This window comes from Pseudomonas brassicacearum (assembly GCF_009601685.2).
Classification (GTDB): Bacteria; Pseudomonadota; Gammaproteobacteria; order Pseudomonadales; family Pseudomonadaceae; genus Aquipseudomonas; species Aquipseudomonas kilonensis_B.
In genome coordinates this window covers 5108114-5120939 of record NZ_CP045701.2, presented here as the reverse complement: position 1 = coordinate 5120939, position 12826 = coordinate 5108114, and the positions used below count along the sequence as shown (strand labels likewise).

The following is a 12826-nucleotide window of genomic DNA, read 5'->3' as shown; positions in this document are numbered from 1 at the left end:
ACAATGGCTCTGCTCTTTAGTCGTCGAAATCCTGCCAGCCACCCATCTCTTTCCACCGGTTGACGATGCCGCAGAACAGCTCGGCGGTCTTCTCGGTGTCGTAGCGGGCCGAGTGGGCTTCACGGCCATCGAAATCGATGTCGGCCGCCTGGCACGCCTTGGCCAGGACGGTCTGGCCGTACGCCAGGCCTGCCAAGGTCGCGGTATCGAAGCTGGAGAACGGGTGAAACGGGTTGCGCTTCATGTCCAGGCGCGCGACGGCGGCGTTGAGAAAGCCCAGGTCGAAGCTGCTGTTGTGGCCGACCAGGATCGCTCGCTTGCAACCGTTGGCCTTGAGTGCCTTGCGCACGCCACGGAAGATGTCGGTCAGGGCCGTTTCTTCGCTGACTGCCATGCGCAACGGGTGATCGAGCTTGATCCCGGTGAATTCCAGGGCCGCCGCTTCGACGTTGGCGCCTTCGAACGGTTCGACACGGAAGAAATAGGTGTGGTCAGGGAACACAAAGCCTTTTTCGTCCATGCCGATGGTGGTCGCGGCGATTTCAAGCAAGGCGTCGGTGGCGGAGTTGAAACCACCGGTTTCTACGTCGACGACGACCGGCAGATAGCCACGGAACCGAGCGGCCATGGGATGGCGGGCGCCGCCCGAACCACCGTTGCCGTCCAGTTCGTCGTCGAAATGATCTTCACTCACACGTTTTCCTCCAGCAGGCGCCAGCGCAGTTTTTCACCGGCGCGCAGCGGGATGACAGCCAGATCGCCGAAAGGCAGGCTGGCGGGGGCAGTCCACTCGTCGCGGACCAGGGTAATACGATCGGTGTTTACCGGCAGGCCATAGAACCGTGGGCCATGCAGGCTGGCGAAGCCTTCGAGTTTGTCCAACGCGTTGCGCTGTTCGAACGCCTCGGCGTACATCTCGATGGCGGCATAGGCGGTGTAGCAACCGGCACAACCGCAGGCCGCTTCCTTGGCGTGCTGGGCGTGAGGGGCCGAGTCGGTGCCGAGGAAAAACTTGGCGCTGCCGCTGGTGGCGGCGTCCAGCAAGGCTTCCTGATGGGTATTGCGCTTGAGGATCGGCAGGCAATAGAAGTGCGGCCGGATCCCGCCCACCAGCATGTGGTTGCGGTTGTACAGCAGGTGATGGGCGGTAATGGTCGCGCCGACGTTGGCCGGGGCCTCGTTGACGAACTGCACGGCATCGCCAGTGGTGATGTGTTCGAAGACCACCTTGAGGGTCGGGAAACGCTCCACGACGCGGCGCATGTGCTCGTCGATGAAGATTTTCTCGCGGTCGAACACGTCGACGTCGCCCCGGGTGACTTCACCATGGATCAACAACGGCATGCCGACTTCGGCCATGGCCTCCAGCGCCGGGAAAATCTTGTCGATGCTGGTCACACCGGAATCGGAGTTGGTGGTGGCGCCAGCCGGGTACAGCTTGGCGGCATGGACAAAACCGCTGGCCTTGGCGTCGCGGATCTCTTCGGGCTGGGTGCGGTCGGTGAGGTACAGCACCATCAGCGGTTCGAAGCGGCTACCGGCCGGGCGCGCGGCGAGGATACGCTGGCGATAGCCGTCGGCCTCGGCGGCGTTGCGCACGGGCGGAACCAGGTTAGGCATGATGATTGCGCGCCCGAAGGTGCGCGCGACATCGGCGACGGTATGGGTCAACACAGCACCATCGCGAAGATGAATATGCCAGTCGTCGGGACGCAGCAGGGTCAGGCGGTCGGACATTGGGGGGCTTCCAGGCGGGTCAAACTCTGGGGAATGCTACCGGAAAAGACCGATTCAGGCACCCGCTATCAAGTTCTGCCGCAACTTACCGATAGCTCCTACAGGTGTGCCGCGAATCCGTGCAGCGCCCCGGACAGGCGTCATGCCCCCCTGGCATGCGTCGATCTTTGTATAAAAGTCAGTGGAGCCTCCCGTGCGCCAGCGTTATCTAGCCTTGCTCAGTGTGTTTGCCAGCCTTCCCGCCATGGCGCTCACTTTCCAGACCCGTCTGGAGAGCATTGAGTGGACGGTCGAAGGCGACAAGTTCGAGTGCCGGCTGAGCCAGCCGATCACTGATTTTGGCAGTGGCGAATTCGTGCGTCGGGCCGGCGAACAGGCTACGTTTCGCCTCAAGACCTACAACCCGATGCTTGGCGGTGGTTCGGCAACCCTATTGGCGGCCGCCGCACCGTGGCAACCGGGGCGGGGCGATATCAACCTGGGGTCGGTCAGGATCGGCAGCGGCGATGTACTGTTCAACAGCTCCCAGGTCCAGGCGGGCCGCTTGATCAGTGGACTGATGGAAGGTCGCAGCCCCGTGGTGCGCCGCAATGCCGAAGACGGCCGGGTCTCGGAGGTACGCCTGCTGCCGGTGCGTTTCAGCAAGGCTTTCAGCGATTATCAGGGTTGTGTAGCGAAACTGTTGCCGAAGAACTTTGAGCAGATCAAGCAAACACAGATCGGCTTCCCCGGCGACGGAGTGGTGCTCGACACCCAAGCCAAGGCCCAACTGCAGGTGATGCTCGATTTCATCAAGGCCGACCCGAGCGTCAACCATGTCGAGCTAGATGGCCACTCTGATAACAGTGGCAACCGCTTGACCAACCGTGAGCTGTCGCGCCGCCGGGCCCTGGCGGTCCAGGACTTCTTCAAGGCCAATGGCTTCCAGGAGTCGCAGATTACCCTGCGCTTCCATGGCGAGCGTTACCCCCTGGTGCCCAACACCAATGCCGCCAACCGTGCCAAGAACCGTCGAGTGGTCGTGCGCCTGGAGCGCGTGGCGCCGACCGAAGCGCCGGCACCTGCTGCGCAGCCCGCGCCTACTGCGGCGCCGGCCAAGACACCCGCCGTCGCGCCTGCCGGGGCGACTTCGCGCACGTCCTGAGTTGATTTTGACCGTCGCACGCTCGACATAATCTGTCGCTTCGTCGTCATAAGCTGTCGCGCCCCTGTAAATTATCCGCGCTGGACGTTAGACTTCACGGCTTTCCGTACAACCCGTGGAGTGATGGCATGGCGGACGTAAACAAGGTCGTTCTGGCGTATTCCGGCGGCCTGGACACTTCGGTGATCCTCAAGTGGCTGCAGGACACTTATAACTGCGAAGTGGTGACCTTCACCGCTGACCTGGGACAGGGCGAAGAAGTCGAGCCTGCACGCGCCAAGGCCCAGGCCATGGGCGTCAAAGAGATCTACATCGATGACCTGCGCGAAGAATTCGTCCGCGATTTCGTGTTCCCGATGTTCCGCGCCAACACCGTTTACGAAGGCGAGTACCTGCTGGGTACGTCCATCGCCCGTCCGTTGATCGCCAAGCGCCTGATCGAAATCGCCAACGAAACCGGCGCCGACGCCATTTCCCATGGCGCCACCGGCAAAGGCAACGACCAGGTGCGCTTCGAACTGGGTGCCTATGCCCTCAAGCCGGGCGTGAAAGTCATTGCCCCGTGGCGTGAATGGGACTTGCTGTCCCGTGAAAAACTGATGGACTACGCCGAGAAGCACGCGATTCCGATCGAGCGCCATGGCAAGAAAAAATCCCCGTACTCGATGGATGCCAACCTGCTGCACATCTCCTATGAAGGCGGCGTGCTGGAAGACACCTGGACCGAGCACGAAGAAGACATGTGGCGCTGGACCGTCTCCCCGGAGAAGGCTCCTGATACCCCGCAATACCTGGAACTGACCTATCGCAACGGCGATATCGTCGCGCTGGACGGCGTTGAGATGAGCCCGGCCACCGTGCTGGCGACCCTGAACCGCATCGGTGGCGAACACGGCATCGGTCGCCTGGACATCGTCGAAAACCGCTATGTGGGCATGAAGTCCCGCGGCTGCTACGAAACCCCAGGTGGCACCATCATGCTGCGTGCCCACCGGGCGATCGAGTCGATCACCCTGGACCGCGAAGTGGCTCACCTCAAAGATGAGTTGATGCCCAAGTATGCCAGTCTGATCTACACCGGCTACTGGTGGAGCCCTGAGCGTCTGATGCTGCAACAGATGATCGACGCCTCCCAGACCAACGTGAACGGTGTCGTGCGCCTGAAGTTGTACAAGGGCAACGTGATCGTGACCGGGCGCAAGTCCGACGACTCGCTGTTCGATGCCAACATCGCGACCTTCGAAGAAGACGGCGGTGCCTATAACCAGGCTGACGCGGCCGGCTTCATCAAGCTCAACGCCCTGCGCATGCGCATCGCGGCGAACAAGGGTCGCAAGCTGTTCTGACCTTGGCTGTACAAAGAAAACGGCCTGCTTCGAGCAGGCCGTTTTTTTTGGACCTCTTCTTTTGCGCAGGCCCATTCGCCGTAGCGCTGCCCCACGATCGCTCATTCATCCTGCCCTGGTGCGGCACGCTCGGTGCTGTTGTAGATGATGCACACAACGATGCCAGTGCGCTTTACGTGCACAGACTGGCAGGTTTCGATCAGATGCCCCGATTGGCTGCACACAATGAAAAGCGTGTCCGCTGATTCGCGCCCGTGTCGTTGAAAACGTATCAACAGCCACTCTTTGGCCTTTCCCGCCCGGCGCAGGATCCGTTTACGCCGACAGGGCGAATCACCCATGGTCTTTATGAAATGTTTGCTCTTGCGAAAATCTGAAGGTGAGTACAGGGAACGATAATTGAAATTGAGGGTGATGAAAAAAAGCAGCAATAGATAAAAAGGAAAACTGATCAAGAACCAAAGATAGTATTCACGATCGTCATCATCCAGAAAGGGTAACGAAATGGCTGCGGACGTTTCGGATAAAGTTGCAAATATGGCAATGAGAGTCATGGGGTTGGTGATGGTTTTCAAAGGTTTGTTCATGGTAAATGCTCATGAAATATTCATGCTCGGTGAGTGGGCTGGAAAGTGGTTGTCTATGCTTGATAAATATAGGTGTGGTTGCAAAGGCTGCCGATGCTGGATGTCGGGTGCCTGAGTGTGTTTTATATATGAATCTTCTTCCTGGAGTGAGTGGAAGGTAGTTTTAACAGTAAATAATTCAGTTACTTTCTATGAGTGAAGTGTTTTTCAACGGGGTTTCCGCAACTGGGTATGGCGCTGAAAGAGCGCATTGTTCATAGGGTTGCCGGGTTGTTGAGAGAGGTCATTTTTTCTCGGTAAAAAAATTCATGACACATTTTTTCTGGGGTAATTCGTAGGAATTTTCTGTATAGCTTGTAGGTTCTGTCTCTCGGTGCGAGCGTTCAGGGGGGGGCAGCATGCCAAGGTAGAAATGACTAGGCTATTGTGCGTGCTCTAAAAATTCGAACAGCGAAGTTGGATTTGCCCATGAATAAAGTGCTGATCGTGGATGATCATCCCGTCATTCGTCTTGCTGTACGTTTGCTGATGGAGCGTCATGGTTATGAAGTCGTTGCCGAAACCGATAATGGCGTCGATGCTTTACAGTTTGCCCGCGAACTTATGCCCGATATCGTCATTCTCGATATCGGTATTCCGAAGTTGGACGGATTGGAAGTCATTGCTCGCCTGACGACTATTCCTTCACCCATGAAGGTGTTGGTGCTGACTTCCCAGTCGCCGGGACATTTTTCGATGCGCTGTATGCAGACGGGGGCGGCCGGATATGTATGCAAGCAACAGGATCTTACCGAGTTACTGAGTGCTATCAAGGCAGTACTGTCCGGCTACAGTTACTTTCCCAACCAGGCACTGCATACGGTGCGGTCGAGTCTGGGCAATGCCAGTGAGTCCGATATGGTCGATCGATTATCGGGGCGCGAGATGATGGTCTTGCAGCAACTGGCGCGCGGAAAGACCAACAAGGAGATCGCCGATGGAATGTTCTTGAGCAACAAGACCGTCAGTACCTACAAGACGCGCCTGTTATTGAAGCTCAATGCCCGTTCGCTGGTCGACCTGATCGAACTGGCACAGCGCAATGGGTTGGCGTGAGTTTACGGAACACGCGTACAGTAAAAAGCCTCCATCAGGGAGGCTTTTACGTGTCAGAGGTCAAAGTCATAATCGGCCAGTTGCTTCTGCAGGCGGCGCTCTTCCAGCAGGTTATCAATGGTGCGGCGCTTGCTCAGGTTGGTTTTCGCCACTTCCACGACCACAGGTTCGACGTCGTCGGCCTCAGCGGCGATGAATTCGTCTTCTACATCCAGTTGTTCTTTGCCAGCACTCATGGGTTCGACTCCAGGCTAAGACTGCCATTGGCGCTCCTTATATCCATAAACCACGGGCGGGTAAAAAAGATTTTTTCAATCGATGGATCGATAAAAGCAATAGCGTCTCAATCGTCGGAGGTCTTGTGCTTGTATTCGCATAAATCTTCGATTCGGCAGCTGCCGCAGCGAGGCTTGCGGGCCAGGCAAACGTAACGCCCGTGAAGGATGAGCCAGTGATGGGAGTCCAGCAGGAATTCCTTGGGGACAAATTTCATCAGTTTCTTCTCGACCTCCACCACGTTTTTGCCGGGGGCCAGCCCGGTGCGGTTGCTGACGCGGAAAATGTGGGTGTCGACCGCCATGGTCAACTGCCGAAACGCGGTATTGAGCACGACATTGGCGGTTTTGCGGCCGACCCCCGGAAGGGCTTCCAGCGCTTCGCGAGTCTGCGGGACTTCACCGCCGTGGCGCTCGATCAGCAGGCGGCAGGTCTCGATCACGTTTTTGGCCTTGCTGTTGAACAGCCCGATGGTCTTGATGTACTCGGACAATCCTTCGACGCCCAGGGCATGGATCGCCTCCGGCGTATTGGCCACCGGGAACAGTTTGGCCGTGGCTTTGTTGACGCCGACGTCGGTGGACTGGGCTGACAGAATGACTGCGATCAGCAACTCGAACGGCGAGGAATAAGCCAGTTCGGTTTTCGGTTCCGGGTTGTCCTCGTGAAAGCGACGAAATATTTCCAGGCGTTTTGCGGCGTTCATGGGCGCGGCGTTTCCTTAACGGATGAATGGGGTTTGGCGGTCGTCCAGGCCTGTCGGGCCGCCAACAGCAGCCCAAGCAGAATGAACCCGCCAGGGGCGAGCAGGGCCAGGGGCAGGCCGCTGCCGATCAGCCCACGCACGGCGCCCAGGCTGATCATCAAGAGGCCAAACAGCCCGGCCAGCCTGAGGCGGCCGGACCAGCGAGACTCAACGAAGAAACCTTCGTGCTCCAAGGTCACGCAGCTCAGGGCGATCCAGCCAACGTAAAGGCTCAACGGTCGATAAAGCTCCAGCGCCCAGGCCTGGACGACAAGGCCAGTGCAGGTGGTCAGGGTCGCGGCCAGCACGATGGAGGCGAGCAGCCGTTGACAGGCTGTCAGGCGTTGCCGGACAAGCCCCATTGCCAAGCCATGGCTGAAAAGAACCCAGGCCCAGGCCAGCCATAACCCCAGCGCGCCAACCAGCGAACCGCTCGCGCCAACCAAAGGGACGAGCAGCAGGCCGTGTGTCAGTGCCCATGGCTTATTCATTTGCAGCCACCCCCATCAACTGAGCCTTGTGCTCGTCGAAGTAACGCAACGCATCGTGAACAGCCTGCAGGACCGCCCGGGACGTCACTGTCGCGCCTGTCAGTTGATCGAACTGGCCCTGGTCCTTTTTCAAGGCCCAGCCGCTGTCATCAGGCGCCTGGCGTGATTTACCCGTGAAAGTCTGCAACCAGGCATTCGGCCAGCCGGCAATCGCCGCGCCCAATCCGGGTGTCTCGGATTGACGCAAGGTCTTGACGCCCAGCAACCGGCCTTGTGGCTCGATGGCGATCAACAATTCGATGCTGCCTTCATAACCCAGCGCCTGGCTACGCAGCAGCACGGCGCTGGGTTGGCCGCTGCGAGTCGCCAGGTAGCCACCCAGCAGCGTGCTATGGGCCAGGGGCACCGAGGCTGTGACAACGGGGTGCGCCAAAGGCTGGTTATCATAGTGGTCGGTGGGCAGCACCTCGAGCAAGGCCCTGTTCGCCAGTGCTTGTCGCTGGGCCTCGATGCGCCCGGTCGTGCCCAGGTGCGTGAGGTAAGTGGCACCGACACCCAGGCCGATCAACAAGGTCAGGAGTGCCACGCCGACGGGATTGTTCATGTCAGTGGCCGCCGTTGTCGCGCCTCGGCAAACCGGTCCAGCGCCGGCACGCCGAGGTTCATCAGCAACACCGCGAACGCCACGCCGTCCGGGTAGCCACCCCAGGTGCGTATCAGATAGACCAGCAACCCCATGCCCGCGCCAAACAGCAGGCGGGACAGAGGGGTCTTGGCACCCGAGACCGGTTCGGTCGCGATAAAAAATGCGCCGAGCATGGTTGCGCCGCTGAACAGATGAAACAGCGGCGAGCCATGGGAGTCGGAGCCCGAGCCGTTCCAGCACAGCAGGCTGACGATGGACAGGCTCACCAGCATGCCCACCGGTGCATGCCAACTGAACACCCGTTGCTGCAGCAGAAACAGACCACCCGCCAGGAAGGCCAGGTTGACCCATTCGACACCCCGGCCCCCGAAGCGTCCGAACGCCGGATCGTTGGCGAACAGTTCATCGACGGTCAGGCTCGTGTTGATCCGCACACTTTCCAGCGCGGTCGCCCCGGCCCAGGCATCGGGCGTCGGATGAGCGCCGAATACCTGCTGCAAGCCTTCAGACAGGCCCATGCCGTGGAGCGCCGGCCAGTGACTCATCTGGGAAGGAAACGCCACCAGTACCAGGGCGTACCCGAGCATCGCCGGGTTGAACGGGTTGCTGCCGACGCCGCCCCACAGGTGCTTGCCCAACAGCAAGGCGCAAGCGGCCGCCGTGACGGTCAGCCACCAGGGGCAATAGGCCGGCAAGGCCAGGGCCAGCAGCGTGGCGCTGACCAGCGCGCTGCCATCGTTCAGGTCGGGCTTGAGTGGCCGGCGTCGCAGGCGCAGCACCAACGCTTCGACCGCCAGCGCAGTGACGCCGGACAACAGCAAGTTGAGCGCCACGCCCCAGCCATGGAACCACAGCAACGCCAGCGTGCCGGGCAGTGTCGCCAGCAACACTCGCGTCATTGCTTGGCGCAGCCGTTCGTCCACTGGCTCAAGAGGCGGCATGGGCGTCCACCTGGCGTTCGGCATCCTTCACCGCTTGTTCCAATGCCTGCAGTTGTTCATCCGATGCCGTAGCTGCCCGGGCTTTGCTGAGTTCGGCGCGGCGCATCGCCAGTTGGATCTTGGCCCGCTTCAGCTCGGCGTTTTGCGTCGGTGCAGGGGTTGGCGCGGCCGCGGGTGCGGCGTTTTCCAGTTGGCTCAAGGCCTGTTCGGCCGCTTCGAACTGGCGTTGCAGCACGATCAGTTGCGACTGCTGCTCGAAGGTGGGCGGGTGGCCGAAGGCTTTCAAGGATTTGTTCAATTGCGCCCGGCTCATGGCCAGCTCAACCTTGGCTTTTTTCAAGGCGGCATCGGCGGTGGCGGCTTTTTGCGCGCGCACGCGTTCCAGTGCCGCTTGTACGGGATCGAGTGCCTGATCCTGGGTTTGAACCTGGGCCTGCGCCGCTCGCTGGGCCCGAGCCAGGCGTTCGGCCTGGCGCTGCTCTTCTTCGCGGCGCAGGCGCGCATTGCGTTGTTCGAAGCGGCGCCGGGCATGATTGCGCTTGGCGGTTCGCGCCTGCTGTTCTTCGGCGCTGAAAGCCAGGCCGCCGACGATCGGCAGCACGTTTGCCGTCGGCAGAGGGTGCATTTCAATGCAATCGACCGGGCAGGGCGCCACGCACAGATCGCAGCCTGTGCATTCGTCGATGAGGACGGTGTGCATCAGCTTGGCCGCGCCGACAATCGCGTCCACCGGACAGGCCTGGATGCACTTGGTGCAACCGATGCATTCGGCTTCACGGATAAAGGCGATTTGCGCCGGGGCCACGCCGCGGCTGGTGTCGAGCTCCAACACCGGTATTTTCATCAGCTCGGCCAGGGCGGCGAGGGTTTCACGTCCCCCGGGCGGACATTTATTGATCGGCTCGCCCTGGGCGATGCCTTCGGCGTAGGGCTTGCACCCGGGATGGCCGCACTTGCCGCATTGGGTCTGCGGCAGCAGGGCGTCGATACGTTGAATCAGGTTCATGTTTTGACCAGCCCGCGCAATCCGAGAAAGGCCACCGCCATCAGTCCGGCGCTGATCAACTGAATCGGCAGGCCCCGAAAGGGCAAGGGAATATCGTTATTGAAGGTGCGCTGGCGCAGATCGTCGAACAGGCTCAGCACCAGCCAGAAGCCCAGCCCGGCGCCCAGGCTCAGGGCCACGGCGTGGCCCAGGCCTCGGTCATCCTGGCCGTTGAGCAGCGTGACCCCCAGTATGCCCGCATTGCCGAGCAACAGCGGCCACAACCCCTCGAACAGCATTGCCGGGAGCCCGCGTGCCAGCAGGCGCAGCAAGGGGGCGATCAGCAACACGCTCAAGGACAGCCACGCCAGCAGGCGCAGCGAGACCAGGTTTGTCGGCGCCAACAGCCCATGATCGACCAGATAGCCCAGGGTGCCGACGATCAGCATCAGGCATGCCGTCGCCAGCCCCAAGGCGTGTACCTGCCTCCTACCGTTGACCGCCAGCAGCGGATCGACGCCCAGCGGCCAATGCAACACCAGGTTGTTGATCAGGGCAGCGCTGAACAGCGTGAGGACGATTTCGGTCATGGGCGTGTTGGCGACAAAGGGCCTGTTACAAGATTAGGCATTATCCGGCACGCCGCAGGCGTGGGCCAGATATGAAAATCCCACAGCCACCGGCATGGCGGCTGTGGGATCGGTGCAGCGAGCGGTCGTGTTACTTGATCCGCTGGCCCGGCTTGGCGCCGCTGTCAGGGCTCAACAGGTAGATTTCCTCGCCGCCGGGGCCTGCCGCCATCACCATGCCTTCGGAAATACCAAAGCGCATTTTGCGTGGCTTGAGGTTGGCGATCATCATCGTCAGCCGGCCTTCGAGCTTGGCCGGGTCCGGGTAGGCACCCTTGATACCGGAGAACACGTTGCGTTGCTCGTCGCCGATGTCCAGGGTCAGGCGCAGCAACTTGTCGGCCCCTTCGACGGCCTCGGCCTTGACGATCAGTGCCACGCGCAGGTCGACAGCGGCAAAGGCGTCGAAATCGATTTCCGGCGACAGCGGGTCCTTGGCCAGTTCGCCATTGCCGGCAGGCGCGCCGGTGTCGGTCTGGCTGGCGGCCAGGTCTTCCTTGGAGGCGTCGATCATGGCTTGCACCTTGGCGGCGTCGATACGGGTCATCAACGGCTTGAACGCGTTCAACTGATGGTTGCTCAGCAGCGTCTGGTGATCGTTCCAGGTCAGTGGCGCGACGTTGAGGAATGCCTCGGCATCGGCAGCCAGCAGCGGCAGCACCGGCTTGAGGAAAATCACCAGTTGGCGGAACAGATTGATGCCCAGGGCGCAGATCGCCTGGACTTCGTCCTGTTTGCCTTCCTGTTTGGCCAGGGACCAGGGCGCCTTGTCGGCGATCCAGGCGTTGGCGCGGTCGGCCAGTGCCATGATTTCGCGCATGGCACGGGCAAAGTCGCGGGACTCGTAGGCTTCGGCGATGCTTGGCGCGGCTGCCAGGAAGGCGTCGGTCAGTTCCGGCGCGGCGTTGCCGGCGACCAGGACCCCGGCGTTGCCCTTGTGGATGAACCCGGCGCAACGGCTGGCAATGTTGACGACCTTGCCCACCAGGTCGGAGTTGACCTTCTGCACGAAGTCTTCGAGGTTCAGGTCCAGGTCGTCGACGCCGCGGCCGAGCTTGGCCGCGTAGTAGTAACGCAGGTATTCCGGGGACAGGTGGTCCAGGTAGGTCCGGGCCTTGATGAAGGTGCCGCGGGACTTGGACATTTTCTGGCCGTTGACGGTCAGGTAGCCGTGGACATTGATCGCGGTCGGCTTGCGGAAACCGGCGCCTTCGAGCATGGCGGGCCAGAACAGCGCGTGGAAGTTGACGATGTCCTTGCCGATGAAGTGATACACCTCGGCCGTGGAGTCCTTGCCCCAGAACGCGTCGAAGTCCAGCTCCGGGGTGCGGTCGCAAAGGTTCTTGAAGCTCGCCATGTAGCCGATGGGCGCATCCAGCCACACGTAGAAATACTTGCCGGGTTCGCCGGGGATTTCGAAGCCGAAGTACGGCGCATCGCGGGAAATGTCCCACTCTTGCAGGCCGGAGTCGAGCCATTCGGAGAGCTTGTTGGCCACCGCGTCGTGCAACGTGCCGCTGCGGGTCCAGGTTTGCAGCATCGCCTGGAAATCCGGCAGCTTGAAGAAGAAGTGCTGGGAGTCCCTGAGCACCGGGGTGGCGCCGGAAATCGCCGATTTCGGGTCTTTCAGATCGGTCGGTGCGTAGGTAGCGCCGCATTTTTCACAGTTGTCGCCGTACTGGTCTTCGGTGCCGCATTTCGGGCACGTGCCCTTGATGAAGCGGTCGGCCAGGAACATGTTCTTTTCCGGGTCGAAATACTGGGTGACCGAACGGGTGGCGATGTGCCCAGCGTCACGCAGCTTCAGGTAGATCTGGCTCGACAGCTCACGGTTTTCTTCGGAGTGAGTGGAGTGGAAATTGTCGAAGTCCACCAGGAACTCGGCAAAGTCGGCACTGTGTTCGGCCTGGACGTTGGCGATCAGTTGTTCCGGGGTGATGCCTTCCTTTTCCGCGCGCAGCATGATCGCCGAACCGTGGGCGTCGTCGGCGCAGACATAGATGCACTGGTTGCCGCGATGTTTCTGGAAGCGCGTCCACATATCGGTCTGGATGTATTCCAGCATATGGCCGAGGTGAATCGAACCATTGGCATAGGGCAGGGCGCTGGTGACGAGAATCTTGCGTGGCTCGGACATGGGGCTCGGCTACTTGATGAAACGGAGGTCGGCCACTATAAAGCGCTGGCGGCTTTTTTTCACCCTT

General features: G+C 60.6%; 13 protein-coding genes and 1 pseudogene. 3 read left to right on the top strand and 11 right to left on the bottom strand.

The genetic code is table 11. The features are described 5' to 3' along the window. Positions 1–16: 16 nt before the first annotated feature. Complete coding sequence (rnt, locus tag GFU70_RS22100) at positions 17–694, bottom strand: ribonuclease T (RefSeq protein WP_003204947.1); 678 nt, start codon at positions 692–694, stop codon at positions 17–19. Next, positions 691–1737: a dihydroorotase gene (gene pyrC / locus GFU70_RS22095; RefSeq protein ID WP_116641442.1), complete on the bottom strand. Its 1047-nt coding sequence runs from the start codon at positions 1735–1737 to the stop codon at positions 691–693. The genes rnt and pyrC overlap by 4 nt, the downstream gene beginning before the upstream one ends. 193 nt (positions 1738–1930) lie before the next feature. Between pyrC and GFU70_RS22090 the strand changes: the two genes are divergently transcribed. Both GFU70_RS22090 and GFU70_RS22085 read left to right on the top strand, forming a co-directional pair. Continuing rightward, positions 1931–2881 carry a flagellar protein MotY gene (locus GFU70_RS22090; RefSeq protein WP_058542211.1) on the top strand — a complete coding sequence of 317 codons (951 nt, stop codon included), beginning with the start codon at positions 1931–1933 and terminating at the stop codon, positions 2879–2881. Positions 2882–3009: 128 nt separating this feature from the next. After that, positions 3010–4227, top strand: coding sequence for an argininosuccinate synthase (locus GFU70_RS22085; RefSeq protein ID WP_053124536.1), 1218 nt, complete (start codon positions 3010–3012; stop codon positions 4225–4227). Positions 4228–4558: 331 nt separating this feature from the next. On the opposite strand, the pseudogene GFU70_RS22080 reads toward GFU70_RS22085, so the two are convergent. After that, positions 4559–4814 (bottom strand): annotated as a pseudogene (locus tag GFU70_RS22080) (hypothetical protein); the annotation flags it as partial. A 468-nt stretch (positions 4815–5282) separates the two neighbouring features. Between GFU70_RS22080 and GFU70_RS22075 the strand changes: the two are divergent. Beyond that, positions 5283–5909, top strand: coding sequence for a response regulator transcription factor (locus GFU70_RS22075; RefSeq protein WP_058542213.1), 627 nt, complete (start codon positions 5283–5285; stop codon positions 5907–5909). A 53-nt stretch (positions 5910–5962) separates the two neighbouring features. On the opposite strand, the gene GFU70_RS22070 is transcribed toward GFU70_RS22075, so the two are convergent. From GFU70_RS22070 to metG, 8 genes are all read right to left on the bottom strand, one after another. After that, the gene (locus GFU70_RS22070; RefSeq protein WP_003204937.1) at positions 5963–6145 is read right to left on the bottom strand and encodes a PA3496 family putative envelope integrity protein; all 183 of its coding nucleotides are present in this window, start codon (positions 6143–6145) and stop codon (positions 5963–5965) included. Positions 6146–6252: 107 nt separating this feature from the next. Beyond that, on the bottom strand, positions 6253–6891 hold the full coding sequence (gene nth, locus GFU70_RS22065) for an endonuclease III (RefSeq protein WP_058542214.1): 639 nt from the start codon (positions 6889–6891) through the stop codon (positions 6253–6255). Then, positions 6888–7421 (bottom strand): Rnf-Nqr domain containing protein, encoded by a 534-nt coding sequence (locus GFU70_RS22060; RefSeq protein WP_058542215.1) that lies wholly within the window; start codon positions 7419–7421, stop codon positions 6888–6890. Before GFU70_RS22060 ends, nth begins: the two co-directional genes overlap by 4 nt. Further along, entirely contained in the window at positions 7414–8025 is a 612-nt protein-coding gene (locus GFU70_RS22055; RefSeq protein WP_058542216.1) for an RnfABCDGE type electron transport complex subunit G, read from the bottom strand. The genes GFU70_RS22060 and GFU70_RS22055 overlap by 8 nt, the downstream gene beginning before the upstream one ends. Further along, the gene (locus GFU70_RS22050) at positions 8022–9008 is read right to left on the bottom strand and encodes an RnfABCDGE type electron transport complex subunit D (protein ID WP_153388813.1); all 987 of its coding nucleotides are present in this window, start codon (positions 9006–9008) and stop codon (positions 8022–8024) included. The genes GFU70_RS22055 and GFU70_RS22050 overlap by 4 nt, the downstream gene beginning before the upstream one ends. Next, a complete protein-coding gene (gene rsxB / locus GFU70_RS22045; protein WP_058542218.1) occupies positions 8995–10014 on the bottom strand; it encodes an electron transport complex subunit RsxB in 1020 nt (339 codons plus the stop codon). The genes GFU70_RS22050 and rsxB overlap by 14 nt, the downstream gene beginning before the upstream one ends. After that, positions 10011–10583 (bottom strand): Rnf-Nqr domain containing protein, encoded by a 573-nt coding sequence (locus GFU70_RS22040; protein ID WP_153388812.1) that lies wholly within the window; start codon positions 10581–10583, stop codon positions 10011–10013. The genes rsxB and GFU70_RS22040 overlap by 4 nt, the downstream gene beginning before the upstream one ends. A 130-nt stretch (positions 10584–10713) precedes the next feature. Continuing rightward, complete coding sequence (gene metG / locus GFU70_RS22035) at positions 10714–12759, bottom strand: methionine--tRNA ligase (RefSeq protein ID WP_153388811.1); 2046 nt, start codon at positions 12757–12759, stop codon at positions 10714–10716. Positions 12760–12826 lie beyond the last annotated feature (67 nt).

What these genes read in the sequence shown, in the direction of transcription:
- pyrC (WP_116641442.1), bottom strand. Translation starts at nt 1,737, where the DNA reads ATGTCCGACCGCCTGACCCTGCTGCGTCCCGACGACTGGCATATTCAT.
- GFU70_RS22085 (WP_053124536.1), top strand. Translation starts at nt 3,010, where the DNA reads ATGGCGGACGTAAACAAGGTCGTTCTGGCGTATTCCGGCGGCCTGGAC.
- GFU70_RS22075 (WP_058542213.1), top strand. Translation starts at nt 5,283, where the DNA reads ATGAATAAAGTGCTGATCGTGGATGATCATCCCGTCATTCGTCTTGCT.
- GFU70_RS22070 (WP_003204937.1), bottom strand. Translation starts at nt 6,145, where the DNA reads ATGAGTGCTGGCAAAGAACAACTGGATGTAGAAGACGAATTCATCGCC.
- nth (WP_058542214.1), bottom strand. Translation starts at nt 6,891, where the DNA reads ATGAACGCCGCAAAACGCCTGGAAATATTTCGTCGCTTTCACGAGGAC.
- GFU70_RS22060 (WP_058542215.1), bottom strand. Translation starts at nt 7,421, where the DNA reads ATGAATAAGCCATGGGCACTGACACACGGCCTGCTGCTCGTCCCTTTG.
- GFU70_RS22055 (WP_058542216.1), bottom strand. Translation starts at nt 8,025, where the DNA reads ATGAACAATCCCGTCGGCGTGGCACTCCTGACCTTGTTGATCGGCCTG.
- GFU70_RS22050 (WP_153388813.1), bottom strand. Translation starts at nt 9,008, where the DNA reads ATGCCGCCTCTTGAGCCAGTGGACGAACGGCTGCGCCAAGCAATGACG.
- rsxB (WP_058542218.1), bottom strand. Translation starts at nt 10,014, where the DNA reads ATGAACCTGATTCAACGTATCGACGCCCTGCTGCCGCAGACCCAATGC.
- GFU70_RS22040 (WP_153388812.1), bottom strand. Translation starts at nt 10,583, where the DNA reads ATGACCGAAATCGTCCTCACGCTGTTCAGCGCTGCCCTGATCAACAAC.
- metG (WP_153388811.1), bottom strand. Translation starts at nt 12,759, where the DNA reads ATGTCCGAGCCACGCAAGATTCTCGTCACCAGCGCCCTGCCCTATGCC.